This window comes from Pseudomonas sp. PME37.24/025 (genome assembly GCF_055556615.1).
The window spans coordinates 213271-238805 of record NZ_JBVHNK010000002.1; the positions used below are offsets into that span (position 1 = coordinate 213271).

General features: G+C 59.5%; 20 protein-coding genes and 1 pseudogene. 11 read left to right on the forward strand and 10 right to left on the reverse strand.

Going from position 1 to position 25535, the window contains the following annotated elements; translation table 11 throughout:
- Both grxC and secB read left to right on the forward strand, forming a co-directional pair.
- Positions 1-255 (forward strand): glutaredoxin 3, encoded by a 255-nt coding sequence (gene grxC, locus ACZ3HH_RS04215; RefSeq protein WP_007939440.1) that lies wholly within the window; start codon positions 1-3, stop codon positions 253-255.
- A 55-nt stretch (positions 256-310) separates the two neighbouring features.
- Positions 311-796, forward strand: coding sequence for a protein-export chaperone SecB (gene secB, locus ACZ3HH_RS04220; RefSeq protein WP_007897410.1), 486 nt, complete (start codon positions 311-313; stop codon positions 794-796).
- A gap of 111 nt (positions 797-907) precedes the next feature.
- On the opposite strand, the gene ACZ3HH_RS04225 is transcribed toward secB, so the two are convergent.
- Positions 908-1363 (reverse strand): tRNA (cytidine(34)-2'-O)-methyltransferase, encoded by a 456-nt coding sequence (locus tag ACZ3HH_RS04225; protein WP_007949025.1) that lies wholly within the window; start codon positions 1361-1363, stop codon positions 908-910.
- Here ACZ3HH_RS04225 and ACZ3HH_RS04230 point away from each other — a divergent pair.
- Positions 1362-1802: a hypothetical protein gene (locus ACZ3HH_RS04230; RefSeq protein WP_465802923.1), complete on the forward strand. Its 441-nt coding sequence runs from the start codon at positions 1362-1364 to the stop codon at positions 1800-1802. The two genes, ACZ3HH_RS04225 and ACZ3HH_RS04230, sit on opposite strands and share 2 nt — an antisense overlap.
- 693 nt (positions 1803-2495) lie before the next feature.
- Here the strand turns inward: ACZ3HH_RS04230 and ntrC are convergent.
- The 6 genes from ntrC to glnA all read right to left on the reverse strand — a co-directional run bounded on the left by ntrC (position 2496) and on the right by glnA (position 8781).
- Positions 2496-3932: a nitrogen regulation protein NR(I) gene (gene ntrC, locus ACZ3HH_RS04235; RefSeq protein WP_007897405.1), complete on the reverse strand. Its 1437-nt coding sequence runs from the start codon at positions 3930-3932 to the stop codon at positions 2496-2498.
- Positions 3929-5014 carry a nitrogen regulation protein NR(II) gene (gene glnL / locus ACZ3HH_RS04240; protein ID WP_038978561.1) on the reverse strand — a complete coding sequence of 362 codons (1086 nt, stop codon included), beginning with the start codon at positions 5012-5014 and terminating at the stop codon, positions 3929-3931. Before glnL ends, ntrC begins: the two co-directional genes overlap by 4 nt.
- A gap of 465 nt (positions 5015-5479) precedes the next feature.
- On the reverse strand, positions 5480-6088 hold the full coding sequence (locus ACZ3HH_RS04245) for a DUF4124 domain-containing protein (protein ID WP_465802925.1): 609 nt from the start codon (positions 6086-6088) through the stop codon (positions 5480-5482).
- On the reverse strand, positions 6085-6600 hold the full coding sequence (locus tag ACZ3HH_RS04250; protein ID WP_465802927.1) for a DUF4124 domain-containing protein: 516 nt from the start codon (positions 6598-6600) through the stop codon (positions 6085-6087). Before ACZ3HH_RS04250 ends, ACZ3HH_RS04245 begins: the two co-directional genes overlap by 4 nt.
- Before the next feature lie 92 nt (positions 6601-6692).
- Positions 6693-7241 carry a chorismate mutase gene (locus ACZ3HH_RS04255; RefSeq protein WP_465802929.1) on the reverse strand — a complete coding sequence of 183 codons (549 nt, stop codon included), beginning with the start codon at positions 7239-7241 and terminating at the stop codon, positions 6693-6695.
- Positions 7242-7374: 133 nt separating this feature from the next.
- Positions 7375-8781 carry a glutamate--ammonia ligase gene (glnA, locus tag ACZ3HH_RS04260; RefSeq protein ID WP_007907861.1) on the reverse strand — a complete coding sequence of 469 codons (1407 nt, stop codon included), beginning with the start codon at positions 8779-8781 and terminating at the stop codon, positions 7375-7377.
- Between the two features lie 330 nt (positions 8782-9111).
- Between glnA and thiI the strand changes: the two genes are divergently transcribed.
- A complete protein-coding gene (thiI, locus tag ACZ3HH_RS04265) occupies positions 9112-10566 on the forward strand; it encodes a tRNA uracil 4-sulfurtransferase ThiI (RefSeq protein ID WP_465802930.1) in 1455 nt (484 codons plus the stop codon).
- 139 nt (positions 10567-10705) lie between these two features.
- Positions 10706-12526 carry a translational GTPase TypA gene (gene typA, locus ACZ3HH_RS04270; RefSeq protein WP_007907857.1) on the forward strand — a complete coding sequence of 607 codons (1821 nt, stop codon included), beginning with the start codon at positions 10706-10708 and terminating at the stop codon, positions 12524-12526.
- 216 nt (positions 12527-12742) lie between these two features.
- On the opposite strand, the gene ACZ3HH_RS04275 is transcribed toward typA, so the two are convergent.
- Positions 12743-13180, reverse strand: coding sequence for a YkgJ family cysteine cluster protein (locus tag ACZ3HH_RS04275; RefSeq protein ID WP_008005123.1), 438 nt, complete (start codon positions 13178-13180; stop codon positions 12743-12745).
- Positions 13181-13448: 268 nt separating this feature from the next.
- Here ACZ3HH_RS04275 and ACZ3HH_RS04280 point away from each other — a divergent pair, with 268 nt between their 5' ends.
- From ACZ3HH_RS04280 to ACZ3HH_RS04300, 5 genes are all read left to right on the forward strand, one after another.
- Positions 13449-15899 carry a glycogen/starch/alpha-glucan phosphorylase gene (locus tag ACZ3HH_RS04280; protein WP_465802933.1) on the forward strand — a complete coding sequence of 817 codons (2451 nt, stop codon included), beginning with the start codon at positions 13449-13451 and terminating at the stop codon, positions 15897-15899.
- A 235-nt stretch (positions 15900-16134) separates the two neighbouring features.
- The gene (locus tag ACZ3HH_RS04285) at positions 16135-19722 is read left to right on the forward strand and encodes a DUF2339 domain-containing protein (RefSeq protein WP_465802934.1); all 3588 of its coding nucleotides are present in this window, start codon (positions 16135-16137) and stop codon (positions 19720-19722) included.
- On the forward strand, positions 19719-21086 hold the full coding sequence (locus ACZ3HH_RS04290; protein ID WP_465802936.1) for a DUF3999 domain-containing protein: 1368 nt from the start codon (positions 19719-19721) through the stop codon (positions 21084-21086). The genes ACZ3HH_RS04285 and ACZ3HH_RS04290 overlap by 4 nt, the downstream gene beginning before the upstream one ends.
- 246 nt (positions 21087-21332) lie before the next feature.
- On the forward strand, positions 21333-22343 hold the full coding sequence (locus ACZ3HH_RS04295) for a class 1 fructose-bisphosphatase (protein WP_038978569.1): 1011 nt from the start codon (positions 21333-21335) through the stop codon (positions 22341-22343).
- A gap of 3 nt (positions 22344-22346) precedes the next feature.
- Positions 22347-22949 (forward strand): DUF924 family protein, encoded by a 603-nt coding sequence (locus tag ACZ3HH_RS04300; RefSeq protein WP_465802938.1) that lies wholly within the window; start codon positions 22347-22349, stop codon positions 22947-22949.
- A gap of 133 nt (positions 22950-23082) precedes the next feature.
- Here ACZ3HH_RS04300 and ACZ3HH_RS04305 read toward each other — a convergent pair whose 3' ends face one another.
- Both ACZ3HH_RS04305 and ACZ3HH_RS04310 read right to left on the reverse strand, forming a co-directional pair.
- Positions 23083-23847, reverse strand: a complete 765-nt coding sequence (locus ACZ3HH_RS04305; RefSeq protein ID WP_437128280.1) for a methyl-accepting chemotaxis protein — start codon at positions 23845-23847, stop codon at positions 23083-23085.
- A 93-nt stretch (positions 23848-23940) separates the two neighbouring features.
- Positions 23941-24975 (reverse strand): annotated as a pseudogene (locus ACZ3HH_RS04310) (HAMP domain-containing protein); the annotation flags it as partial.
- 280 nt (positions 24976-25255) lie between these two features.
- On the opposite strand from ACZ3HH_RS04310, the gene ACZ3HH_RS04315 reads away from it, so the two are divergent.
- Positions 25256-25510, forward strand: a complete 255-nt coding sequence (locus tag ACZ3HH_RS04315; protein WP_007933963.1) for a hypothetical protein — start codon at positions 25256-25258, stop codon at positions 25508-25510.
- Positions 25511-25535 lie beyond the last annotated feature (25 nt).

Consider the following 25535-nt stretch of genomic DNA (forward strand, 5'->3'; position numbering starts at 1 on the left):
ATGAACAACGTCGTCGTCTATTCCAGCGATTACTGCCCTTATTGCTCGCGAGCCAAGTACCTGCTCGAGAACAAAGGCGTAGCCTTCGAAGAGATCAAGGTCGATGGCAAGCCGCAGGTGCGTGCCGCGATGGCTCAGAAGGCCGGACGTACGTCCGTGCCGCAGATCTGGATCGGCAGCACCCACGTTGGCGGCTGTGATGATTTGTTTGCCCTGGAGCGCGCCGGCAAGCTCGACGCCATGCTCAAGGCCTGACTGCCTTACTTGAAATAGCCAACCCTACAAGACCCGAGATCAGAAAGGATCTGAGATGACTGACCAACAGAACACTGCAGCTAGCGAAGAAGAAACCGCACCGCAATTCTCCTTGCAGCGCATCTACGTACGTGACTTGTCCTTCGAAGCCCCGAAAAGCCCGGCGATCTTTCGCCAGCAGTGGGAGCCAAGCGTTGGTCTGGATCTGAACACCCGTCAGAAGGCTCTGGAAGGCGACTTCCACGAAGTCGTGCTGACCCTGTCGGTCACCGTGAAAAACGGTGAAGAAGTGGCGTTCATTGCTGAAGTGCAACAGGCCGGGATCTTCCTGATCAAGAACCTGGACGATGCTTCGATGAGCCACACCCTCGGCGCGTTCTGCCCGAACATCCTGTTCCCGTACGCTCGCGAAACCCTGGACAGCCTGGTGACTCGCGGTTCGTTCCCGGCCCTGATGCTGGCCCCGGTGAACTTCGACGCGCTGTACGCACAAGAGCTGCAACGCATGCAGGCGGCTGGCGAAACTCCGACCGTTCAATAAGCTGCGCTGCTGAAAATCGCGGGCAAGCCCGCTCCCACAGGATTGTGCAAAACCTGTGGGAGCGGGCTTGCCCGCGATTGTTTCTGTCAGGCGAAAATGATGGTTGGGTTATTACTTGAACCCGAGCTGGCGCCAGCCTTCATACACCGCGACGGCTACGGTGTTGGACAGGTTCAGGCTGCGGCAGCCTTCGCGCATCGGCAAACGCAGGCGTTGTTCGCCGGGCAGGGCATCGAGCACCTCGGCCGGCAAGCCACGGCTTTCCGGGCCGAACAGGAAGGCATCGCCCTCGGCGAAGCTGGCGTCGTGAAATGGCCGCGAGCCCTTGGTGGTAAAGGCGAACAGCCGTGGATGACCGAGGCTTTCCAGACAGCTGGCAAGATCTGCGTGGCGTTGCAGGGTGGCATACTCGTGGTAATCGAGGCCGGCCCGGCGCAGACGCTTGTCGTCCATCTCGAAGCCCAGCGGTTCGATCAAATGCAGGTGGCAGCCACTGTTGGCGCACAGCCTGATAACGTTGCCGGTATTCGGCGGAATTTCTGGTTGGAAAAGGATGACGTGAAACATGCACGGCTCCGAAGGTAAAGATGACGGGCATTCTACGCCGCCAAAGGACCCTCGTTCGAAACTATTCCCACGGGTGATGGCTTCGCTGGCGATTGTCGGGATGATGGTGGGTCTGATGATCGGTCGCCTGACCACGCCCGACCCCAGCGTTTTGCAGCAGGTCGAGGTGACGAACGATGGGCTGGTGGTGTGGTTCAATAACGAACCCAAAACCCACGGCGAGACAGTCGACGGCAGCGTGGCGCTGTTGTTCGAGGCTGAAGGCCGTGCACAGAAAGGTCAGCTCAAGCTCAACGGCAGAGACGTGAACTGGCGAACGCGGTTGAGTGATGGGGGATTGTTGCTGACGGTGGTGGCGGCCCGCCCGTTACAGGGCGAGTGGGCCGGTAGCGAGGTCGATGACCGCTGGCGGCTGGAGATCCATCTCCGAGAGCAATAAAAGAGGGAATCCCCGGCCTGCCTGTACCAAGGTCCCCAAAACGGGAGGGCTCGCGCATTGCGTCGTGAGCCCGGTGTAAAGAGGGAATCCCCGGCCTGCCTGTACCAAGGACCCCAAAACGGGAGGGCTCGTCGCAGTTGCGGTATGAGCCCGGTGTAAAGAGGGAATCCCCGGCCTGCCTGTACCAAGGACCCCAAAACGGGATGGGCTCGTCGCAATTGCGGTATGAGCCCGGTGTAAAGAGGGGAATCCCCGGCCTGCCTGTACCAAGGTCCCCGAAACTGGGTAGTGAACTAAATCACTGAATGGACTATTGCAGGGGGCGTGCCAATTTTTAACAAGTGGAAACAGAAAGCCGCTGAGCAGCGCTGAAAGCCCCGTAATTCGGGGCTTTTGTATTTCTGCGATATGGGTTTTCTTGCAAGTAGAGGCGTGATTTTGGATCGGTTGTCGTGCGCGATTGCGGGTCATGGTGCATTGGTGCGGTGCATTGAGCCCTAAATGTGGGAGCGGGCTTGCTCGCGAAAGCGGTGTGTCATTCAACCTCAATGTTGAATGTGATGGCCTCTTCGCGGGCAAGCCCGCTCCCGCATGGATTTTATGTCAGCCACAAAAGACGGGCTGGGCACAAATCCTGTGGGAGCGGGCTTGCCCGCGATTGGATCTTGCGGTCAACGAAGAGCTAAAGGGTGTTTAACCCTCATCCCCCTCATCATCATCCCCACCATCTACCTTCATCCCCAGTTCCTTGATCTTGCGGGTCAAGGTATTGCGGCCCCAGCCCAGCAACACGGCGGCGTCGCGGCGGCGGCCGGCGGTGTGTTTGAGGGCGGTCTCGATCATGATTCGCTCAAAAGCCGGCACGGCGCTGTCGAGCAGGCTCGACTGACCGCGAGCCAGCGCCTGATCAGCCCACTGACGCAGCGCTTGCTCCCAGTTGGTCACCGGCGCCGAATCCTGTGGCAGGCTCAGCAGCTCTGGCGGCAGATCGCTGATGTGCACTTCGCGACCCGAAGCCATCACAGTGATCCAGCGGCAGGTGTTTTCCAGCTGACGCACGTTGCCTGGCCACGGCAGGTTCTTAAGGTATTCCTCGGTTTCGCTTTTCAGCAGCTTCGGTTCCACCGCCAGTTCTTGCGCGGCGCGGCTGAGGAAGTGTTTGGCCAGGGTCGGGATGTCTTCGCGACGGTCCGACAGCCGTGGAATGTGGATGCGGATCACGTTGAGGCGGTGGAACAAGTCCTCACGGAATTTGCCGGCATGCACCAGGGTTTCCAGATTCTGGTGAGTCGCGGCGATGATTCGCACATCGACCTTCACCGGTACATGGCCGCCGACGCGGTAGAACTCACCGTCCGCCAATACCCGCAGCAAGCGCGTCTGGGTATCCGCCGGCATGTCGCCGATTTCATCGAGAAACAGTGTGCCGCCGTCAGCCTGCTCAAAACGCCCGCGACGCAGGTTGGCCGCGCCGGTGAATGCGCCTTTTTCATGGCCGAACAGTTCGGATTCCATCAAGTCTTTCGGGATAGCCGCCATGTTCAGCGCAATGAACGGCGAGGCCGCCCGTGGGCTGTGACGGTGCAGGGCGTGGGCCACCAATTCTTTACCGGTACCGGATTCGCCATTGATCAGCACGGTGATGTTGGAGTGGCTCAAGCGCCCGATGGCGCGAAACACTTCCTGCATCGCCGGTGCTTCACCGATGATTTCTGGCGTACGAGTCAGGGCGACCGGGACTTCCAGGCCTTGCTGTTCCTGAGCGTGCTGGTTGGCGCGTTTGACCAGGGAGACGGCTTCGTCGACATCGAACGGCTTGGGCAAGTATTCAAATGCGCCGCCCTGATAGGACGCGACAGCGCTGTCCAGGTCGGAGTGCGCGGTCATGATGATCACCGGCAGCCGTGGGTGTTGTTCGCGAATCCGTGCCAGAAGGTCCAGACCGCTGGCACCCGGCATGCGGATGTCGGAGATGATCACGTCCGGCTGCTGGCGCGCCAGGCGGCTCATCACGCCATCGGCGCTGTCGAAGCTTTGCGTGGTCATGCCTTCCTGCTGCAAGGCTTTTTCCAGGACCCAACGGATAGAACGGTCGTCATCGACGATCCACACGGTTTCACTACGGCTCATGTCGATGTGGCTCCTTGTTCCAGTGGCAGAAAGATCGAGAACGTGGTGTGGCCTGGATGGCTGTCACATTCGATCAGGCCCTGGTGCTGGCTAATGATGTTCTGGGTAATGGCCAGGCCGAGCCCGGTACCGTCCGGGCGACCGCTGACCATGGGAAAGAAGATGGTTTCTTGTAGCTCAGCGGGGATCCCCGGGCCGTTGTCGATGATTTCGATCTTGGTCACCAGGCGATGGCGCACGTGGCCGATGGTGAACTGGCGCATGGCGCGGGTACGCAAGCTGATGCGGCCAAGGCGCAGTTCGTTCTGGCTGCTGATGGCCTGCATCGCGTTGCGCACGATGTTCAGGACGGCCTGAATCATTTGTTCGCGATCAATCAACACATCTGGAATGCTTGGGTCGTAGTCACGCACCAAAGTGATGCAGCCCTGACTTTCGGCCTCTACCAACTGACCCACGCGCTCCAGCACTTCATGGACGTTGCACATGGCCAGTGACGGCAATTTGTTGGAGCCGAGCATGCGATCCACCAGATTGCGCAGACGATCGGCTTCTTCAATGATGACGTTGGTGTAATCGCGCAGGCTTTCTTCCGGCAATTCACGGGCGAGCAACTGAGCCGCGCCGCGAATCCCGCCGAGAGGGTTTTTGATTTCGTGGGCGAGGCCGCGTACCAGCATCTTGCTGGTCTCCTGCTTCGACAGCTGCGCCTCTTCCTTGGTGATCCGCAGCAAGCGGTCACGCGGGTGAACCTCCAGCAACAGCAGCGTAGCGCCATTGCTCAGGATGGGCGTCACGGCATAGTCGACGGTCAGGGTTTGTCCGGTGAGGGCGGTGAGCATGGCTTCGCGCTTGGTGAACGGATGCGCCTGCTCGACTGCCTGGCGCAGGGAATTCAGCGCTTCGGTGGATTCGGTGAACAACTCGCTGATGAATTGCCCATGGCTACGCTGGCCGCTGATGGCCAGCAGCATCTCCGCCGCCGGGTTCATGTACTCAAGGCGCAGTTCGGCGTCGAGCAGAATGGTGGCGGTGGTCAGGTTGTCGAGTAGCAAGCGGTGTAGTGCGTCGCTAATGGTCATCAGGACCTCTTTTGGAGCAGGGCATGCGCGTGGATAGCGCGCCGATGCAAGGAAAATGCAAAAACCAAACCAAGGCTCCGAAAAGAAGCGTTTAGAGCCTGAAACAGGCGTTTTACGCTCATTTTCGTGGCGTTCTGCCAGCTTTCGCGGGTACTTTTGAACCAAAATGGGTTCGCATGTGAGTACTGTGCACTCTATTGCACCAATATGGTGCGCAAAGCTGAACGAAGTAAAAGAAGCACGGGAGGTAACTCTAGTCTGTGCGCCAAGTGCAGAACCTGTGGCGAGGGGCTTGTCGGAACGCCGCATCGCCCCGCTCGGCTGCGAAGCAGTCGCAAATCCGATGCATGCGGTGTGCCTGGCAGAACGAGATTGCAGGTTTTAGGACCGCTTCGCAGTCCAACGGGGGCAAGCCCCCTCGCCACAGGTTTTGCGTCTGACGCGCCTTCGCTTAACTGATTGGCATCAGTGCCAGAAGCTTTTTTCTTCTTCGGGTTTGTCTTTGAGGGGGCATTCCGGCCGTTGGCCGTAGTCTGTAAGGACGCAGGGATTGACCTGGCGTTTCTGCGCCAGGGAAATGCGCAGCATATGGAACGGTTGATTGGCCGTGCGTTCGACGGTACGGCCCTGTTCGTCGAGAATTTCCACCGACAGGTGATGGCTGCCGCGGTCGATGTTGCTCAGGGCGAACACTGGGCTCGGGCCTGGCTCGGCGGTGGGTTGGCCATCCAGCAGCAAACGGTAGCGATGGCCCTGTTGCAGGCCGGGTTCGCTGGTAACGCTGACGATCAATTCACCGGCAGTGCTACGGATCGTGGCGTCCGGTTCCGGAACCAGTACGCGAAGCATGTCGTAATGAAACAGGGGTTTGGCCTGGTTTTTCGCGGCCGTCATGGGTGCGGCACCGCTCGGGTTGGCTGACATTCGATTGCTGGTCGCCAGTGGCACACGCTTGGCGTTACGGGTGCCCGGCTGATCGGTGAAAACCCGGTTGCCCTGGGCGTCGAGGTAGGTGAAAACTTCGGCCATTGCCGGCAGGCTGATCAGGCAGGCGACCAACAGCCAGAACCTCAAGGTTTATGCACCCGTTGCACGGTGAAAGTCACGGTGGGGCTCTGTTGCACGACGTTTTGCCCATCGATCACCTGAACCGCGAGGCGGTGTTCGCCTCGATCGATGTTCACCAGTTGCAGAATCGGGACGTTGCTCGGTTGGCCGTAGGGTTGATCGTCCAGTAACAACCTCAAACGATGAGAGCCTTGCAGGCGCGGTTGGATCAATACACCGACAGTGAACGTGCCGTTGTTGGCGCGCAGGGCTTCTTCGGTGGGCAGACCGGTCAGCTCCAGCACCTGATAGGTGCTGTTGGGCTGTTCACTACTGCTGGATTGCGCAGGCGCAACAGGCTCGCTCGGCGGTTGAGTCTCGACGCTGTTGAGCGGTGGCAACTCCACGGGCTGAGCTTTAACGCCATAGGGCGGTTGATTGCTGTAGGCGGTGTTGCCGCTGGCGTCGGTGTACTTGTAGATCTGCGCGGCGGCGGGCAGGGCGATCAGCACAAGCAGGCATAACAACAATGAGCGCATTGCAGGCTTCCATTGGCCGTTGGGCAAGTGTCCGGCCCTGTTCCGTTCATGGCGACAGCATAGAGCACTTCAGCGCACGCCGGCAGACCGGCTCAGCGGCTGGCGCTGCACAGCTCGGCGGTGGCGCGTACCTGGGCAAGCTCGCGCAATGGCGCGTGGTCGCCGGTTTTATTGGCCTTGGCCAGCCACGACGGGCACTGCGGGTCGTTGCGATAAGGGCTGAAATCGGCCAGTTGTTGCAGCAGGCGTTTTTGTAACTGATCAAGTTGTGGGCGGATCTGCCCGACGAGATCGGGGCGAGGATCGTTGGGCGCCTTGCCTTGCGCGTGCCAGTCAGACAGGTGGGCGTATTGCACCAGTTTGTTGGCCTCGATCTGCGCCGAAAAGAACTGTTCGACGGCTTCGTTGCTCAATTTATAGGCAGGTGCCAGGGCGACGGCACCGGCAATGACTTCGCGCTCGCGCTGGCGGTCTTCGACCGGTTTGCCACTGTCCCATTTGCTCAGCGCGACCTGATCGGCAATCGCCAGGCGTTCTTCGATGGTGCCAAGCAACGGGGCGAGGGCGGCGGGGGCTGGGCTGGCAAAAGCGCTGTTGGTCAGCAGGGCGGTGAGCAGGGCAAGGCATGGGCGTAGGCGCATGGGTATCTCGGCTTTATCGGATGAGGGCCATGATGCACGCAACCGGGCATCCGATGACAGACGGTCGCCCATAAAAAAGGCCTCCCGAAGGAGGCCTCTCTTTTGTCACGCCGCGTAGCGCGGCGCTACCGGATCAGCAGCTGTAGTACAGCTCATATTCCAGTGGGTGTACGAAGGTACGAACCTTGATTTCTTCTTCGCTTTTCAGAGCGATGTAAGCGTCGATGAAATCGTCGCTGAAAACGCCGCCTTTGGTCAGGAACGCACGACCTTTGTCCAGCTCTTCCAGGGCTTCTTTCAGGCTGCCGCAAACTTGTGGGATCTCTTTCGCCTCTTCAGGCGGCAGGTCGTACAGGTTTTTGTCAGCTGCGTCGCCAGGGTGGATCTTGTTCTGGATGCCGTCCAGGCCAGCCATCAACAGTGCAGCGAAGCCCAGGTACGGGTTAGCTGCTGGATCCGGGAAGCGAGCTTCGATACGGCGAGCGCGAGGGCTGGACACGTAAGGAATACGGATCGAAGCCGAACGGTTACGAGCCGAGTAGGCCAGCATCACTGGAGCTTCGAAACCTGGGACCAGACGCTTGTAGGAGTTGGTCGACGGGTTGGTGAAGCCGTTCAGAGCCTTACCGTGCTTGATGATGCCGCCGATGAAGTACAGAGCGGTGTCGGACAGGCCGGCATAGCCTTCGCCAGCGAAGGTGTTCTTGCCATCTTTGGCGATGGACAGGTGAACGTGCATACCCGAACCGTTGTCGCCGTACAGAGGCTTAGGCATGAAGGTCGCGGTGCGGCCGTATGCGTCAGCAACGTTGTGTACGCAGTACTTCAGGGTTTGAACTTCGTCAGCCTTGGCAACCAGGGTGTTGAACTTCACGCCGATTTCGTTCTGGCCGGCAGTCGCCACTTCGTGGTGGTGAACTTCGATGACAAGGCCCATTTCTTCCATGGCGTTGCACATGGAGGTACGGATTTCGTGGTCGTGGTCGAACGGCGGAACCGGGAAGTAGCCGCCTTTGACGCCTGGACGGTGGCCTTTGTTGCCGCCTTCCACGTCCTGGTCGGACATCCACGAACCTTGTTCGGAGAAGATTTTGAACATCGAACCGGAGATGTCGGACTTGAATTTCACTTCGTCGAAGATGAAGAACTCAGGCTCTGGACCAACGAATACGGTGTCGCCGATACCGGTCGACTTCAGGTATTCCTCGGCACGCTTGGCGATCGCACGTGGGTCACGGTCGTAGCCTTGCATGGTCGAAGGCTCGATCACGTCGCAAACCAGGATCAGGGTCGGCTCTTCGGTGAACGGGTCGAGAACGGCAGTGCTGTCGTCCGGCATCAGGATCATGTCGGAAGCTTCGATGCCTTTCCAGCCAGCGATGGAGGAACCGTCGAACATTTTGCCTTCTTCGAAGAAAGCTTCATCCAGCCCATCGCGAGCCGGCATGGTCACGTGGTGCTGAGTGCCTTTGGTGTCCGTGAAGCGCAGATCAATCCACTTGACGTCATGATCTTTGATGAGTTGAACCGACTTCGACATAGTGTCCTCCGGGTGGCTTCGGGCTTAGTAGTGGATGCCCTTAGAATGTGGGTGATGCCGGCGCGAATACTCTGCCATGGCAACCTGCCTCACAAGGGAGCAAATTGCATGCCAGTGCCCCACCATGGGTTTTTTGCCCCAATTTCACGCTTATAAAGGTGCAAAGCCTCGAAAAGCGCCAAACCTCGCCCTGTAATGTAGCGTCGAAATCCATAAATGACCCGTTTTGGTGCACGCAAAACCTTCTGTACATTAACTGGTTAAACCTTGAGCAATTTCCGCTATAATCCGCGCCCCCCTTTTTCGGCTGGCCCAGCGCGCGCTGTTTTCATGAAACTAATCGTAAAAGTCTTCCCCGAGATCACCATCAAGAGCCGCCCGGTACGGATGCGTTTCATCCGCCAGTTGGCCAAAAACATCCGTACCGTGCTCCGCGATCTGGACCCGGCCGTGGTGGTGAACGGTGTGTGGGACAATCTCGAGCTGGAAACCCGCGTCAGCGAGCCGAAAGCCCTGAAGGAGATGACCGAGCGCCTGAGCTGCATGCCGGGCATCGCGCATTTCCTGCAGGTCGATGAATACCCGTTGGGCGATTTCGATGACATCGTTGCCAAGTGCAAGCAGCATTTCGGTGATTCGCTGGCCGGGAAGATCTTTTCGGTGCGCTGCAAGCGTGCCGGCAAGCACGAATTCAGCTCCATGGACGTCGAGAAATACGTCGGCAGCCAACTGCGTCGTCAGTGCGGTGCCGCCGGAATCTCGCTCAAAGAGCCTGAAATCGAAGTTCGCATCGAAATTCGCGACAAACGGTTGTTCGTGATCCACAGCCAGCACAACAGCATCGGCGGTTATCCGCTGGGTGCCCTGGAACAGACGCTTGTACTGATGTCCGGTGGCTTCGATTCCACCGTCGCCGCCTACCAGATCATGCGCCGCGGGCTGATGAGCCATTTCTGCTTCTTCAATCTGGGCGGACGTGCCCACGAACTGGGCGTGATGGAAGTCGCGCACTTCATCTGGAAGAAGTACGGCAGCTCCCAACGCGTGTTATTTGTCAGTGTGCCGTTCGAGGAAGTACTGGGAGAAATTCTCGGGAAAGTCGATAACAGTCATATGGGCGTAGTTTTGAAGCGTATGATGTTGCGCGCTGCTTCCCGTATTGCCGATCGGCTGGAGATCGAAGCGCTGGTCACCGGCGAAGCGATTTCCCAGGTGTCGAGCCAGACGTTGCCGAACCTGTCCGTGATCGACTGCGTGACCGACAAGCTGGTCTTGCGCCCGCTGATCGCCAGCCACAAGCAGGACATCATCGACCTGGCCAACGAAATCGGTACTGCCGATTTCGCCAAGCACATGCCGGAATACTGCGGGGTCATCTCGGTGAACCCAAAGACCCACGCCAAGCGTCCACGCGTGGAGCATGAAGAGAAAGAATTCGACATGGCAGTGCTCGAGCGTGCGCTCGAGAACGCCAAACTGGTGCCGATCGATCGCGTGATCGACGAATTGGGCCAGGATTTGCAGATCGAAGAAGTCAGCGAAGCACTGGCGGGCCAGATCATCATCGACATCCGTCACCCGGATGTCGCTGAAGACGAGCCGCTGGAACTCGCTGGCATTGAGGTGCAGACGATGCCGTTTTATGCATTGAACGCTCGTTTCAAGGAACTGGACCCTACTCGCCAGTACCTGTTGTATTGCGACAAAGGCGTGATGAGTCGCCTGCATGCCCACCATTTGCTCAGTGAGGGGCATGCCAATGTGCGCGTTTATCGACCGAGCTAAGTGCCCGGGGCTGTTTGCCTGTGGCCTGCGTCACCGGCCCCCCGACGCCGCCGTCAAGCTGTAACGGCTTTGCCGGACTCTACTGTAAATCGCTGCCAAGACTTGTCAGCACACCGAATCCTCTGATCGAGATACACAAGTGATCGAAAATCTACGCAACATCGCCATCATTGCTCACGTTGACCATGGTAAAACCACCCTGGTAGACAAACTCTTGCGTCAATCCGGCACCCTGGAGCGCAACGAGCTCAACGACGAGCGCGTGATGGACTCCAACGACCAGGAGAAAGAACGCGGTATTACCATTCTGGCGAAAAACACCGCCATCAACTGGAACGGCTACCACATCAACATCGTGGACACCCCGGGCCACGCCGACTTCGGCGGCGAAGTTGAACGCGTAATGTCGATGGTTGACTCCGTTCTGCTGCTGGTTGACGCTCAAGACGGCCCTATGCCGCAAACCCGTTTCGTGACCAAGAAGGCTTTCGAAGCCGGCCTGCGTCCAATCGTGGTCATCAACAAGGTTGACCGTCCAGGCGCGCGTCCGGACTGGGTTCTGGACCAGATCTTCGACCTGTTCGACAACCTCGGTGCTACCGAAGAACAGCTGGACTTCAAAGTCGTCTACGCCTCGGCCCTGAACGGCATTGCCGGTCTGGAACACACCGACATGGCTGAAGACATGACCCCGCTGTACCAGTCGATCGTCGACAACGTACCTGCGCCGAAAGTCGACCGTGACGGTCCGTTCCAGATGCAAATCTCCGCTCTGGACTACAACAGCTTCCTGGGTGTCATCGGCGTTGGCCGTATCGCTCGTGGTCGCATCAAGCCGAACACTCCGGTTGTGGCTATCGATGCTGACGGCAAGAAGCGTAACGGTCGTATCCTGAAGCTGATGGGTCACCACGGCCTGCACCGCATCGACGTTGAAGAAGCAGCTGCCGGCGACATCGTCTGCATCAGCGGCTTCGACCAGCTGTTCATCTCCGACACTCTGTGCGACCCACTGAACGTCGAAGCGATGAAGCCGCTGACCGTTGACGAGCCAACCGTTTCCATGACCTTCCAGGTAAACGACTCGCCTTTCTGCGGTAAAGAAGGCAAGTTCGTCACCAGCCGTAACATCAAGGAACGTCTGGACAAAGAACTGCTCTACAACGTTGCTCTGCGCGTTGAAGAAGGCGACACCGCCGACAAGTTCAAAGTCTCCGGCCGTGGTGAGCTGCACCTCTCGGTACTGATCGAAACCATGCGTCGCGAAGGCTTCGAAATGGGTGTTGGTCGTCCGGAAGTGATCATCCGCATGGTTGACGGCGTCAAGCACGAACCGTACGAAAACGTGACCATCGACCTGCCGGAAGAATCGCAAGGTTCGATCATGGAACAGATCGGTATCCGTAAAGGCGACCTGACCAACATGGTTCCGGATGGCAAGGGCCGTGTGCGCCTTGAGTACAACATCCCGGCTCGTGGCTTGATCGGTTTCCGTAACGAGTTCCTGACCCTGACCTCCGGTGCAGGCATCCTGACCTCGATCTTCGACCGTTACGACGTGATGAAGTCCGGCGACATGTCCGGCCGTCAGAACGGCGTGCTGGTTTCGGTTGCTACCGGTAAGGCTCTGACTTACTCGCTGGAAACCCTGCAAGCTCGCGGCAAACTGTTCCTGGGTCACGGTGAAGACGTGTACGAAGGTCAAATCGTCGGCATCAACAGCCGCGACAACGACCTGGGCGTCAACCCAACCAAAGGCAAGAAGCTCGACAACATGCGTGCTTCGGGTAAAGACGAAACCATCGCTCTGGTTCCGCCTATCCGCTTCACCCTGGAGCAGGCTCTGGAATTCGTTCAAGAAGACGAATTGTGCGAAGTCACTCCTAAGTCCATCCGTCTTCGTAAGAAGATCCTGGGCGAAAGCGAGCGTACCCGCGCTGCCAAGAAAGCCGGTAACTGAGTTTCGACTTAGTTAACGCTTAAAAAAACGCCCCCGACCGCAAGGTCGGGGGCGTTTTTGTTTGTCTGGGGTTTTTGCGGTGTCAGTTCGGGCCCCATCGCGGGCAAGCCCGCTCCCACAGTGATGTGTGGTGTTTACATCATCTGTGTTCGGCGCCGAACCCTGTGGGAGCGGGCTTGCCCGCGATGAGGCCCGGTCAGACAGCGGGATTCTGGATCAGAACTTGTCCAGCGTCCGCGGATTGTTCTCGCGCACCACTTCTTTGGGCTTGTACGCGCAATACCCCGGTCGCGGTCCGATCTTCGGGTGGTTGCGGCAGGTGTCCGGGCGCTTATCATAAATAGTGCACAGACGGCTCTTACGATCCAGGTACAGGCAATCGTTGTTGCTCATGCGCTGAAGGGTGAAGATCTCGGACTTCTGGTTATAGCGCTCGACGATCCCTTCCTTCTGCAAACGCTTGGCGATGTTCTTCGGCGGATCGCCACGCTCGAACTCATCGACGATGCCGATACGGATCAGATCCTTGATCTTGACCTCGACCGGCAAGGTGCAGCAGCTGGACACGCAGGAACCGCACATCGGGGCAGAGTACTTGGCCCAGGTATCGAGGCGATCGATCTCGGCGGCGGCAATCAGGTTGGGCTTCATCATCGGTTGTTACCAGCGTGTGCATCAGGGCGCGCGATCATACCGGGACTGGTGGATTTTTGAACAACCTTTCGCCAGATTTTTTCGCTTGGCGCAAAATATCCCCTGTGTCCGGCACGGCCCCTGCATTGTTTCGGGGCGCGATAACCTAATGCCGATCTCTCTCACACGAATAGCTCGCACAAACAGGAAAAACTGCCGAACCAGAGTCTCAATGGTCTGTCAGACCGACTAGGCTCAGACAACTTCACGCTCGCTCGAGGTCCTATCGATGACTCAAGAACCACTTGTTCGCGAAGCAGAGGTGGCCGCATTCCGCGACGCCGTCTTGACCAAGCTTACCTACGCGGTGGGCAAAGACCCTGATCACGCCTTCGACCACGACTGGTTCGAAGCCATCGCCCTGGCGGCGCGTGATCACATGGTCGAGCACTGGATGGACCATACTCGGCAGATCTACCGCAAAGGCCAGAAACGGGTCTATTACCTCTCCCTTGAATTCCTGATCGGCCGCTTGCTCTACGACAGCCTGAGCAACCTCGGCCTGCTCGATGTGGCCCGCGAGGCCATGACCGAACTTGGCGTCGATATCGAACGCATCCGTCTGCTGGAGCCCGATGCTGCACTGGGCAACGGAGGCCTCGGGCGTCTGGCGGCGTGCTTCATGGAAAGCATGTCGACCCTGGGCATCGCCGGCCATGGTTACGGCATTCGTTACGAACACGGTTTGTTCCGTCAGGCCATCGTCGACGGTTGGCAGCAGGAGCAGACCGAACACTGGCTGGATTTCGGTAACCCGTGGGAGTTTGAGCGGCCGGAGGTCGCCTATCCGATCGGCTTCGGCGGCAGTGTCGAAACCGTGACCGATGAGAACGGCAAATCCAGGCAAGTCTGGTCCCCGGCGGAAACCGTTCGGGCCATTGCCTATGACACCCCGGTGGTCGGTTGGCGCGGCGCGAGTGTCAACACGCTGCGACTGTGGCGTGCCCGGGCCATGGAAGAGTTGCACCTGGAACGCTTCAACGCTGGCGACCACTTGGGCGCGGTCGCCGAAGTGGCCCGGGCCGAAAGTATCTCCCGCGTGCTCTACCCGGCGGACAGCACCGAGGCCGGCCAGGAACTGCGCCTGCGTCAGGAATACTTCTTCGTCGCCGCGTCCCTGCAGGATTTGTTGCGCCGCCATCGCAACATGCACACCTCGGTGCTGACCCTGGGCGATCACGCGGCCATTCAACTCAACGACACTCACCCCTCGATTGCCGTGGCCGAGTTGATGCGTCAGTTGGTCGACGTTTATGACGTGGCGTGGGATGCGGCGTGGCAAGTTACGGTCGACACGCTGTCGTACACCAACCACACGCTGTTGCCGGAAGCGCTGGAAACCTGGCCGGTCGGTTTGATGGAGCGGATGCTGCCACGGCACATGCAGATCATTTATTTGATCAATGCCCAGCACATCGACTCCTTGCGGGCCAAGGGCGTTCACGATTTCGACGTGTTGCGTGCGGTGTCGCTGATCGAGGAAGACAACGGTCGTCGCGTGCGCATGGGCAACCTGGCGTTCCTTGGTTCTCACAGCGTTAACGGCGTGTCCGGCCTGCACACGCAGCTGATGCGCAGCACGGTGTTTTCCGAGTTGCATAAACTCTATCCGGAGCGGATCAACAACAAGACCAACGGCATTACCTTCCGCCGCTGGCTCTATCAGGCCAACCCTGAGCTGACCTCGATGATGGTCGACGCCCTCGGCCCGGATCTGCTGGATAACCCCGAAGAGCGCCTGATCGGGCTGGAACCGTTTGCCGAGAAGACTGCATTCCGCAAACAGTTCGCCGAACAGCGGCTGCACAGCAAAAAAGCCCTGGCGTACTTGATTCATGAACGGTTGGGGATCGCGATCAATCCGGCGGCGATGTTTGATGTGCAGGTCAAGCGGATCCACGAATACAAACGTCAGTTGCTTAACCTGCTGCACACCGTTGCGCTGTATCAGGCGATTCGTGCCGAGCCGGAAATCGACTGGGTGCCGCGGGTGAAAATCTTCGCCGGCAAAGCGGCGGCCAGTTATCACCAGGCCAAGTTGATCATCAAACTGACCAACGACATCGCCCGGGTGGTCAACAATGACCCGACCGTGCGCGGTCTGCTCAAAGTGGTGTTCTTGCCCAACTACAACGTCAGCCTGGCTGAAAGCATCATTCCGGCGGCGGACTTGTCGGAACAGATCTCCACCGCAGGCTTCGAAGCCTCAGGCACCAGCAACATGAAGTTCGGACTCAACGGCGCGCTGACCATCGGCACCCTGGACGGGGCCAACGTGGAGATGTGCGAGCGTATCGGTGCCGAGCACATGTTCATCTTCGGCCTGAGCGCCGAGCAAGTGGAAGCGCGCAAGCTCAACCATGAATTCAGCGCGGCGCCGGACATTGCCGCCTCCCATCGACTCAACGATGTGCTGCAAGCGATTCGCGGCGGGGTGTTCTCACCGGACGATCCGTCCCGGTACACAACGCTGATCGATTCGCTGGTGGACTATGACCGCTTCCTGGTCTGCGCCGATTTCGACTCTTACTGGAACGCTCAGATGCGGGTCGAGGCTCACTGGCACGACTCGAAAGAATGGTGGCGCTCGGCGGTATTGAGCAGCGCGCGGATGGGCTGGTTCTCGTCCGACCGGACCATTCGCGAGTACGCCACGGATATTTGGAAGGCGTTGGAGTAACTTTTAGCAATAATTGCGAGTCAGGCCCGACGGTTGTTGGCCCGGACCGATATACTAAGTGCCAGTTTTGCCGGATGTTTCTGTGACCGCTGCGCGGTCAATCGCGGGCAAGCCACGCTCCCACAGGTCATATGTCGTACTTGCGGCCTGTGAAAATCCTGTGGGCGCGTGGCTTCCCCGCGATGCACGTCCGTGCAGGCGCCACAAGGCAATGGGCCGCTTAGGGATATCGACCATGCAATGGATGTTCATGCTGATTGGGCTGGTGCTGGGCTGGATACTCGACGAGTCGTTCAGCGATGCGCTGTTGGGCGCTTTGCTCGGGTTGGGTATTGGCCAAGCCATTCGCATCGGCCGCTTGACTACTCAAACGGCCGAACAGCGACGCTTGCTCGATCAGGCGCAGGTTGCGCTGAATGCGGTCGAGCAGCGACTGGCGTTGCTGGAAGTGTCGGGCGTCAAAACACCTGAAGCCAGTGAGCCTGCGGCCAGCGAGCCCGTTCCATCCCCTGAAATTATTCTTGAGCAAGCCCCTGCCGCATCTCCGGAGCTGATCTGGGAGCTGCCGCCCGAACTCGAACCCATCACGGCGGCCGCGACCGAAGCCAGTCGTCCGCTACCCGTTGATGCCTGGAAACCCGAACCAGTCGCCCGCGAACCACTGCAACCGGCAGAGCCGCGCGGCCCGAACTTCATCGAACGCGCCATTAGCGGCGCGCGCAACTGGTTGTTCGGTGGCAATACCGTTCTACGGGTCGGCGTGGTGCTGTTGTTCCTCGGTCTGGCCTTCCTGTTGCGCTACGCCACCGAAGGCATGGTGGTGCCGGTCGAGTTGCGTTACGCCGGTGTCGCGGCGGCGGCCTTGGGCTTGCTCGCGCTGGGCTGGTTACTGCGTCTGCGCAACAGCAATTACGCGCTGATGCTGCAAGGCACCGGGATTGCGGTGTTGTACCTGACGGTATTTGCCGCGATGCGCCTGCATCCATTGCTCGACCCCACGGCTGCACTGGGACTGCTGGTGGTGGTAACAGTGTTCTCGGCGATTCTCGCCATTACCCAGAACGCATTAGGCTTGGCCGCCGCTGCCGCGCTAGGCGGTTTCGCCGCGCCGATCCTGACCTCCACCGGCGCTGGCAACCATGTCGCGTTGTTCAGCTACTTTGCCTTGCTCAACGCCGGCATCCTCGCCATCGCGTGGTTCAAGGCCTGGCGGTTGCTCAACCTGATCGGTTTTGTCGGCACCTTCGGCATCGGATTGGCCTGGGGTCTGCGTTCCTATACGCCAGAACTGCTGTGGAGTACCGAGCCGTTCCTGATTCTGTTTTTCCTGATGTACCTGGCCATCGGCCTGTTGTTTGCCCGGCGCAAGTTGCTGGAAATGAGCGATGCGCCCGAGGACGACAGCCGCGAAGCGCTGTTGCACTGGTCAGCGCGCAAGGGCGATTACGTTGACGGCACGATGCTGTTCGCGCCACCGCTGGTGGGTTTCGGTTTGCAGTTCGCGCTGGTGGAGCATCTGGAATTTGCCGCGGCTTTCAGCGCCTTGGCACTGGGCATGATTTACATGGGGCTGGCCCGGTTGCTGATGGGGGGGCGAGCATTGTTGTTGGCGGAAACCTGTTTGGCGCTCGGGGTGATCTTCGCCAGCCTGGCGATTCCCTTGGGGCTCGACGCGCGTTGGACTGCAGCCGCCTGGGCGGTAGAAGGCGCGGGGATTTTCTGGCTCGGCCTGCGCCAACAACGACCGCTGGCGCGAGCCTTTGCCTTGTTGCTGCAACTGGGCTCGGCACTGGCCTTCCTCAGCGAGCTGCGGATCGGCGAGAACAGCCTGCTCGATGGCGCACCGCTGGGGGCGTTGATGCTCGGCGTGGCGCTGCTGTTCAGCTTCTACCAATTACGCAAAGCGTTGCCCGAACAGGCGTCGCAGTGGGAGCGCCAAGCACTGCCGGTGTTGGCCTGCCTGGGGCTGACGTTCCTTTATCTGCTGGCGCCGCTGTTTTTCTTTACTCATGGCACGGCAATCAGTTGGGCGCTGGCCGGGTTGGCGACGCTGTTCGTTGGCCTGCGCCTGCAATCGCGAACCTTCCTGTTCACCGCGTTTGCCGTGCAACTGCTTGGCGGTGCGTTGTTCCTGCTGCGGCTGCAAGGGGCGGGCGGCGAGTCTGCTGCGGTGTTCAGCGCCGGCTGGGGCGGTTTGCTCAGCGCGTCCCTGATCGGGCTGGCGTTGATCGGCGGGATGTTACTCGCGGCCCGCGACGAAATGGTGCGCAGTGACGTGCGTCTGCTGCGCGGCTTGTCAGTGGTGTTGCTGGCCGGTCTGGTGCTGATCAACCTCGCCGTGCTGTTCGTGTTGCCATGGCAAACCGCGAGTGCGGTGTGGGCCGCCAGTGGTTTGTTCATCATCTGGCTGAGCCTGTACCTGAAACAGCGCGTGAGTTTTGTCTTTGGTCTGTTGTTGCAGGTGATCGGCGGTGCTGCGTTCCTGTTCGCCGGGCCGGACCTGCTCGGCCCGCTGCTCAGCGAAGGGTTGCGGCCGCTGGCCCATAGCGGTTTCTGGACGCCGCTGGTGCTGGGGCTGGCCGCATTCGTCGGGGCCTGGCGTTTGCAGCTCGGCAACCATGCTTCGGCCTTCGATGGGTTGAGCCTGCAGCGCTTGTCCGAAGTATTGCTGGTGTGGGGCGCGGGGTGGTGGGCGCTGGCATGGGTCAGCGAAGTGCTGCGCTTTGCGCCGTTGAATCTGCAAGCCACTTTGTTGCTGGCCGTTGCCGCCGTGAGTGTCGCGCTGTGGACGGTATTGGCGCTGCGCCTGAAGTGGTCGTCGCTGGGCTTGCTCTGCACCTTGCTGATTCCCGCAGCGGGTCTGGTGCTGCTCGCGGCCTGGCATTCGCGTTATCACCCGGCCGCCAACGTCGGCTGGCTGGTTTGGACTGCGGTGTTCGTCGTGCATTTCATCTCGCTGCGGCGTTTGGCGCCGACGCTGCCCACAACAGCCCTGAGCACCGCCCATGTGTTCGGCTGCTGGCTGTTGATCGGTGTGCTGGCCCTGGAGCTGCGTTACGGTCTGCTGCTGTTGTCGGAGCAGTACAACGCCTGGCGCTGGCTGGGCTGGGCGATTCTGCCGAGCCTTTATCTGGTGCTGATGGCCGCGCCACGTGCGTGGCCGTGGCCGGTATCGGAGTATCCCCGCGAGTACCGGGTCTATGCCGCTGCGCCGTTGGCGTTGTTGATGCTCGGCTGGTTCTGGCTGGCGAACATCGCCAGTGACGGCACCGCCGAGCCACTGCCGTATGTGCCGCTGATCAACCCGCTGGAGCTGGGCCTGTTGTTTGCTTTGTTCGGCGTTTACGTCTGGTCTCGCAGCGCCGTGACGCAACTGGCGATTCGCAAGGATTACGCCGATAACGCCACGCAAGTGATTGCCGGGGTTTCGCTGTTCGTCTTCTTCACCGCGCTGGTGATGCGCACGGCTCACCATTGGGGTGGAGTGCCGTTCGCGCTGGATCTGCTGCTGGGGTCGATGTTGGTGCAGGCCGGCTTGTCCATCGTCTGGACCCTGATGGCCCTGAGTCTGATGATCGGTGGGCATCTGCGTCATCGCCGCGAAGTCTGGCTGATCGGTGCGGCGCTGATCGCGCTGGTGGTCGCCAAGCTGTTCTTCGTTGAATTGAGTAACCGCGGCGGACTGGCGCGGATCGTGTCGTTTATCGGCGTTGGCGTGTTGCTGTTGGTGGTGGGCTATTTTGCCCCGTTGCCACCCAAGCGCGCCGAAGCTGTGCCGGATGTTGAAAAACCGGCCCCTGAAACCGAAGGAGTGTCGTCTTGAGTCAGAAGCTAAACTTGGGCTTGTGGGGGGCTGTGGTGCTGGGTGTGACGCTGTCGGCCGGCGCGCAGGAAAAACCGGCGGACTTCGCTGCGCAGGTGCCGTTGTCGGTGAGTGGCGAGGGCCCGTGGTATCGCCTGGAATTGCCCTTGGGCGTGCAACTGAAGGCGCGGCAAACCGATCTCAGCGATCTACGCGTGTTCAACGCTGCCGGTGAGCCTCAGGCTTATGCTCTGGCCCGAGAACCCGCGCAGACCCGCGAAAACCGCACGCTGAACGACGTAAAGTGGTTCCCGCTGTACAACTCGGCGGATGCCACTGAACGCGCGCCGAGTGTGCGCGTGCAATCGAACACCAACGGCACGTTGATCGAAGTGCAGCCATCCAGCCAGTTGGAGGCGGGTGAAGAAGAGCTGCGCGGTTGGTTACTCGACGCCAGCCGCATCAAGGCGCCGTTGCAGCAACTGATCCTCGACTGGACCAGCGATCGCGACGGTTTCCAGCGTTTCAGCATCGAAGCCAGCGACGATTTGCAGCATTGGCAGTCGTGGGGCGAAGGGCAGGTGGCGCGTCTGACGTTTGCCGACGAACGGGTCGAGCAACATGAAGTCGGCCTGCCGGGGCAATCGGCGCGCTACCTGCGCTTGCTCTGGAGTTCACCGCAGTCGGCGCCAGTGCTGACGTCGGCGCAACTGGAAAGCACCAACCCTCGCACCTTGCCGCTGCCGTTGGTCTGGTCGCAGCCGTTGGCTGGCACCAGCGTGAAGGCCGGTGAGTACATCTGGCAATTGCCGATGGGATTGAACGTCCAGCGCTTGCAGATCGAGCTGAATCAGCCCAACAGCCTGGCACCGGTGACGTTGTCGGGTCGCCGGGAAACCAGCCTGCCGTGGCAAACACTGACCAGCGGTTTGCTCTACCGCTTGACCCAGAATGGCCAGGACGTGGTGCAGAACGAATTGCAGCTGCCGGGCCAGACCGTGCAGCAATTGAAGCTGACGGTGGATGAGCGCGGCGGTGGCCTGGGCGCGGAAGCACCGACCGTCCGGTTTGCCGTGCGCTCCACGCAACTGGTGTTTCTGGCGCGCGGGGCCGGGCCTTATACGCTGGCGCTGGGAAGTGCGACGGTGAAGGCGGCGAGCTTGCCATTGTCGACGCTGATACCGGATTACAGCGCTGCGAAGCTGGCGGCGTTGGGCAAGGCGACGGTGGAGGGTGGGGTCGTGGTCACGACGGCGGCGACCGTGCCAACGGTCGCGGACACAAACTGGAAGAAAATCGGATTGTGGGCGGTGCTGTTGCTCAGCGTGCTGGTTTTGGGGGCCATGGCGTTCAGCTTGCTGCGCAAGCCACCCGTCAAATCCTGAAGGTGGTGCTTTGCACCCCAATCGCGAGCAGGCTCGCTCCCACACTGATCGCCTGAACACTGGAGATCCATTGTGGGAGCGAACCTGCTCGCGATAGCGGTTTATCGGTCGGTAAAAATGCCCATTTCGAACTACGCTCAACCCCGCGCATGAACTCTATTGGGCGTATCACGTCTGATAGGAGGAAATGCGCCCCGACTCGCGTTAAACTGCGCGGGTTTTTAGCCCCCCATTCCGGAGTCTTCCATGTCCCGCGTTACCTTGAGTCGCTATTTGATTGAGCAGACCCGCAGCAACAACACTCCTGCCGATCTGCGCTTCCTGATCGAAGTGGTGGCGCGTGCCTGCAAGGAGATCAACCACGCCGTGTCCAAAGGCGCCCTGGGTGGCGTTCTGGGCAGCATGGGCACTGAAAACGTCCAGGGCGAAGTGCAGAAGAAGCTCGATGTGATCTCCAACGAGATCCTGCTCGAAGCCAACGAATGGGGCGGTCACCTGGCCGGCATGGCCTCCGAGGAAATGGACAATGCCTACCAGATCCCGGGCAAATACCCGAAAGGCGCGTACCTGCTGGTATTCGACCCGCTGGACGGTTCGTCGAACATCGACATCAACGCGCCGGTCGGCACGATCTTCTCGGTACTGCGTTGCCCGAACGAATACCTGACCCAGAACGAGCCCTTGAATGAAAAGGCCTTCCTGCAGCCAGGTACCCAGCAAGTGGCCGCCGGCTACGCGATCTACGGTCCGCAGACCATGCTGATCCTGACCCTGGGCGATGGCGTGAAAGGCTTCACCCTGGACCGTGAAATGGGCAGTTTCGTACTGACCCACGAAAACATCACCATTCCTGAAACCACCCAGGAATTTGCCATCAACGCGTCCAACCAGCGTCACTGGGAAGCACCGGTACAGCGCTACGTCGGCGAATTGCTGGCAGGTGATGAAGGCCCGCTGAAAAAGAACTACAACATGCGTTGGGTTGCCGCAATGGTCGCCGACGTGCACCGCATCCTGAACCGCGGCGGTCTGTTCATGTATCCACGCGACAGCCGCGAGCCGTCGAAGCCGGGCAAACTGCGCCTGATGTACGAAGCCAACCCGATGTCGTTCCTGGTGGAACAAGCGGGCGGCGCGTCTACCGACGGCCACCAGCGCATCCTCGACATCCAGCCGGAAGGCCTGCACCAGCGTGTTGCGGTGTTCCTCGGTTCGAAAGAAGAAGTTGCCCGCGTCACGGCTTACCACAAGGAATAAACCATGACCGCGCCTTGGCAGCCGTTACTCGAATGGTGGTTCGGATCTTTCGAATCACCCAACGAAATATCGGCTGACAAGGGCAAGTTATGGTTCGGCAAGCGTGACAGCCAGGACCTCGAAGCGCGGATGCGTTTCGCGGATCTGGTCGAACAGGCACTGGCCGGCGGATTGACCGAATGGGTGCAATGCCCTGAAGGTTGGCTGGCCCTGGTGCTACTGCTCGATCAACTGCCACGAATGATCTTTCGCGACACCCCCAAATCCTTTTCAGGCGACCTCAGGGCTCAGGCACTGGTAGCGCAAGGCATTGCTGCGGATTTCGATCGGCAACTGCGACCGATCCAGCGGGTGTTTATCTATCTGGTGTTCGAGCACTGCGAAAATCTGGCGGTGCAGAACGAAGCGGTTTCGCGGTTTCTCGATCTGGTTGAACAGCAACCTGAGACGGATCGTGCGGTGTTTGCCGACAACCTGGATTATGCCGAGCGCCATCAGAAGATCATTGCGCGGTTTGGACGGTTTCCCCATCGCAATGCGGTGTTGGGGCGCGAATCTACGGCTGAGGAAATTGAGTTTCTTTCGAAGCCTGGGTCTCGGTTTTAGATTTTCGTTGTTGCTGATGTCGCCATCGCGGGCAAGCCCGCTCCCACAGTGATCTCTGTCGTACACATAATTTGTGTCCACCAAAGATTATTGTGGGAGCGGGCTTGCCCGCGATGAGGCCGGTGAAAGCGCCTTAGATCCTGAAACTTCCAACCAACTGCTTCAACCGCGCCGCCTGCTGCTCAAGGTCAGCACACGCACGCAAGGTCGACTGTAAGTTCTCGACGCCTTCCTGATTCAGCGTGTTGATTTCGGTGATGTCGACGTTGATCGACTCGACCACCGCCGTCTGCTCTTCGGTCGCGGCGGCCACCGACTGGTTCATCCCGTCGATCTCGCCGATGCGCTGCGTCACGCTGCCCAGACGTTCGCCGGCCTGGTTGGCGATGCCGACGCTGCTTTCGCTCTGGCGCTGGCTGTCGGTCATGGTGCTCACCGCTTCCCGGGCGCCGACTTGCAATTCTTCGATCATCTTCTGCACTTGCTGCGCCGAATCCTGAGTGCGGTGGGCGAGGTTGCGCACCTCATCCGCGACCACGGCAAAACCACGGCCGGCTTCACCGGCACGGGCTGCTTCGATGGCAGCGTTGAGCGCCAGCAGGTTGGTTTGCTGCGAGATGCTGGTGATCACTTCCAGAATCTGGCCGATGTTTACCGTGTTGCTGTTCAGGGTTTCAATGTTGCCGCAGGAGTCGCTGATTTTTGCCGACAACTGCTGCATGGCTGCGATGGTTTTATCCACCACTTGCTGACCGTCTTCGGCCAAGGCACGGGCGTCGCTCGAATGTTGCGAGGCGAGGGCGGCGTTCTGGGCGATTTCCTGGGCGGCGGCACCCAGTTCGTTGATTGCTGCAGCTACGCTGCTGGTGCGCGAGGCTTGCTGGTCGGAGTTGAACATCGATGAGTTCGATGCCGCTACTACGCGCAAGGCGACTTCGTTGACCTGGCCGGTGGCCGAGGACACTTCGCGGATCGACGTATGAACCCGTTCCACGAAACGGTTGAACGAGGTGCCCAACGCACCGAATTCGTCCTGGCCGTGAATGGTCAGGCGCTTGGTCAGGTCACCTTCGCCCTCGGCGATGTCATGCATGGCGCGGCCCATGGTCAGCAGCGGTTGCATCAGCACGCGAATCAACATGCTCAGCAGCGCGATGATAATCACCACGGCGATGACCATGGCAATGATCGCCGAGGTGCGGAATTCGCTGAGCATCGAGAACGCGGTGTCTTTATCCAGCACCAGTGCCACGTACCAGTCGGCCGATGGCACACCGTTGACGTGAGTGAAGGAGATGAACTGGGTTTTGCCGTCCAGTTCGACTTCTTTCAGGCCCGGGCTGATTTTCGGCGCGCCGTTGGGGTAGGCATCAGCCAGGTTCTTGAGCACCAGTTTGCTGTCCGGGTGGATCAGGATCTTGCCGTCGGCGCTGACGATAAAGGCATGGCCATGACCGCCGAAATTCAGCAAGTTGATGATCGCGCTGACGCTGGACAGGTCGATATCCGCGCCGGCGACGCCAATCATTTGATTCTGGTACTTCACTGGCGTGGCAACGGTGATCACCAGTTTGCCCGACGAAGCCGCAATGTAGGGTTCGGTGACAATGGTCTGTTGCGCATTGTTGGCCGCCTTGTACCAGCCACGAACGCGGGGGTCGTAGTCTGCGGTGCGGTTGCCGGCCGGGACCGAGAACATCACGCCATCGGTGCCGCCGAAGTAGCTCAGCTGGAAGTTGCTGGTGTAGGCCGGCAGGTCGATGGCGCGCTTGAGGTTGGCCTGGGCGCTGCCGTCCACGGCGATCTGCTGGGACAGCGATTGCAGCAACTGGATGCGGCTTTCCAGCCAGGTCTGGATGTTGCTGGTAGTCAGGCTGCCAAGTTCCTGCATCGAAGACTCGGTACTGCTGTGCAGGGTCTGCCGTTGGCGGTAATCGTTGAACAGAATGAAACAGGCGAATGCAACGGCCACCACAAGAGCGGCTGCCAACAGGATTTTGTGGCTGAACTTCATGTTTCTGGTCATTAAATGAGCTACCGCGAAGGGCTGGTCAACAAGAGGTGTCAATTTGCCACAGTGGAAGGCTTTGCACTGCTTCTATGTCGACTGGCCAGCGCCAAAGATTAGGCGGCTTCTGCGAAAACCGACGAAATACTCAGCGGCGTGAAAAAGTGGCTGATTTATCGACAAAAGGCTGACGGGTGGCCAAACAAATAGCCGGATGCTCAGGGAACCAGAGAGAGGTTTTCTCTTCTAAGCTTCAGCTTGGCAGCCATGCCATTCCCTTCGCCCCAGGAGTTACACCATGTCGCTGCGATCTATCGCCTTGCTCTCGTTCTGCGTGTTGTTGGCAGCGTGCAGCAAAATCAATCAGGAAAATTACTCGAAGCTGTCGACCGGCATGCCCAAGGCCGAGGTTGAAACCTTGCTGGGCAAACCTGCCGATTGCTCGGGCGCACTCGGTATGTCCAGTTGCACCTGGGGCGACAAAAACAGCTTTATCAGCGTGCAGTACGCCGGTGACAAAGTGCTGATGTTTTCTGGCCAAGGCCTGAAGTAAACCGGGGCTATGCGCCCACGGGAGA

Bases quoted from the DNA above. Each gene is read 5' to 3' on its own strand.
- thiI (WP_465802930.1), top strand. From the start codon at position 9,112: ATGAAACTAATCGTAAAAGTCTTCCCCGAGATCACCATCAAGAGCCGC.
- grxC (WP_007939440.1), top strand. From the start codon at position 1: ATGAACAACGTCGTCGTCTATTCCAGCGATTACTGCCCTTATTGCTCG.
- ACZ3HH_RS04300 (WP_465802938.1), top strand. From the start codon at position 22,347: ATGACCGCGCCTTGGCAGCCGTTACTCGAATGGTGGTTCGGATCTTTC.
- ACZ3HH_RS04255 (WP_465802929.1), bottom strand. From the start codon at position 7,241: ATGCGCCTACGCCCATGCCTTGCCCTGCTCACCGCCCTGCTGACCAAC.
- ACZ3HH_RS04275 (WP_008005123.1), bottom strand. From the start codon at position 13,180: ATGATGAAGCCCAACCTGATTGCCGCCGCCGAGATCGATCGCCTCGAT.
- secB (WP_007897410.1), top strand. From the start codon at position 311: ATGACTGACCAACAGAACACTGCAGCTAGCGAAGAAGAAACCGCACCG.
- ACZ3HH_RS04305 (WP_437128280.1), bottom strand. From the start codon at position 23,847: ATGTTCAACTCCGACCAGCAAGCCTCGCGCACCAGCAGCGTAGCTGCA.
- ntrC (WP_007897405.1), bottom strand. From the start codon at position 3,932: ATGAGCCGTAGTGAAACCGTGTGGATCGTCGATGACGACCGTTCTATC.
- ACZ3HH_RS04230 (WP_465802923.1), top strand. From the start codon at position 1,362: ATGCACGGCTCCGAAGGTAAAGATGACGGGCATTCTACGCCGCCAAAG.
- ACZ3HH_RS04295 (WP_038978569.1), top strand. From the start codon at position 21,333: ATGTCCCGCGTTACCTTGAGTCGCTATTTGATTGAGCAGACCCGCAGC.
- ACZ3HH_RS04315 (WP_007933963.1), top strand. From the start codon at position 25,256: ATGTCGCTGCGATCTATCGCCTTGCTCTCGTTCTGCGTGTTGTTGGCA.
- glnA (WP_007907861.1), bottom strand. From the start codon at position 8,781: ATGTCGAAGTCGGTTCAACTCATCAAAGATCATGACGTCAAGTGGATT.
- ACZ3HH_RS04285 (WP_465802934.1), top strand. From the start codon at position 16,135: ATGCAATGGATGTTCATGCTGATTGGGCTGGTGCTGGGCTGGATACTC.
- ACZ3HH_RS04280 (WP_465802933.1), top strand. From the start codon at position 13,449: ATGACTCAAGAACCACTTGTTCGCGAAGCAGAGGTGGCCGCATTCCGC.
- ACZ3HH_RS04225 (WP_007949025.1), bottom strand. From the start codon at position 1,363: ATGTTTCACGTCATCCTTTTCCAACCAGAAATTCCGCCGAATACCGGC.
- ACZ3HH_RS04250 (WP_465802927.1), bottom strand. From the start codon at position 6,600: ATGCGCTCATTGTTGTTATGCCTGCTTGTGCTGATCGCCCTGCCCGCC.
- glnL (WP_038978561.1), bottom strand. From the start codon at position 5,014: ATGACCATTAGCGACGCACTACACCGCTTGCTACTCGACAACCTGACC.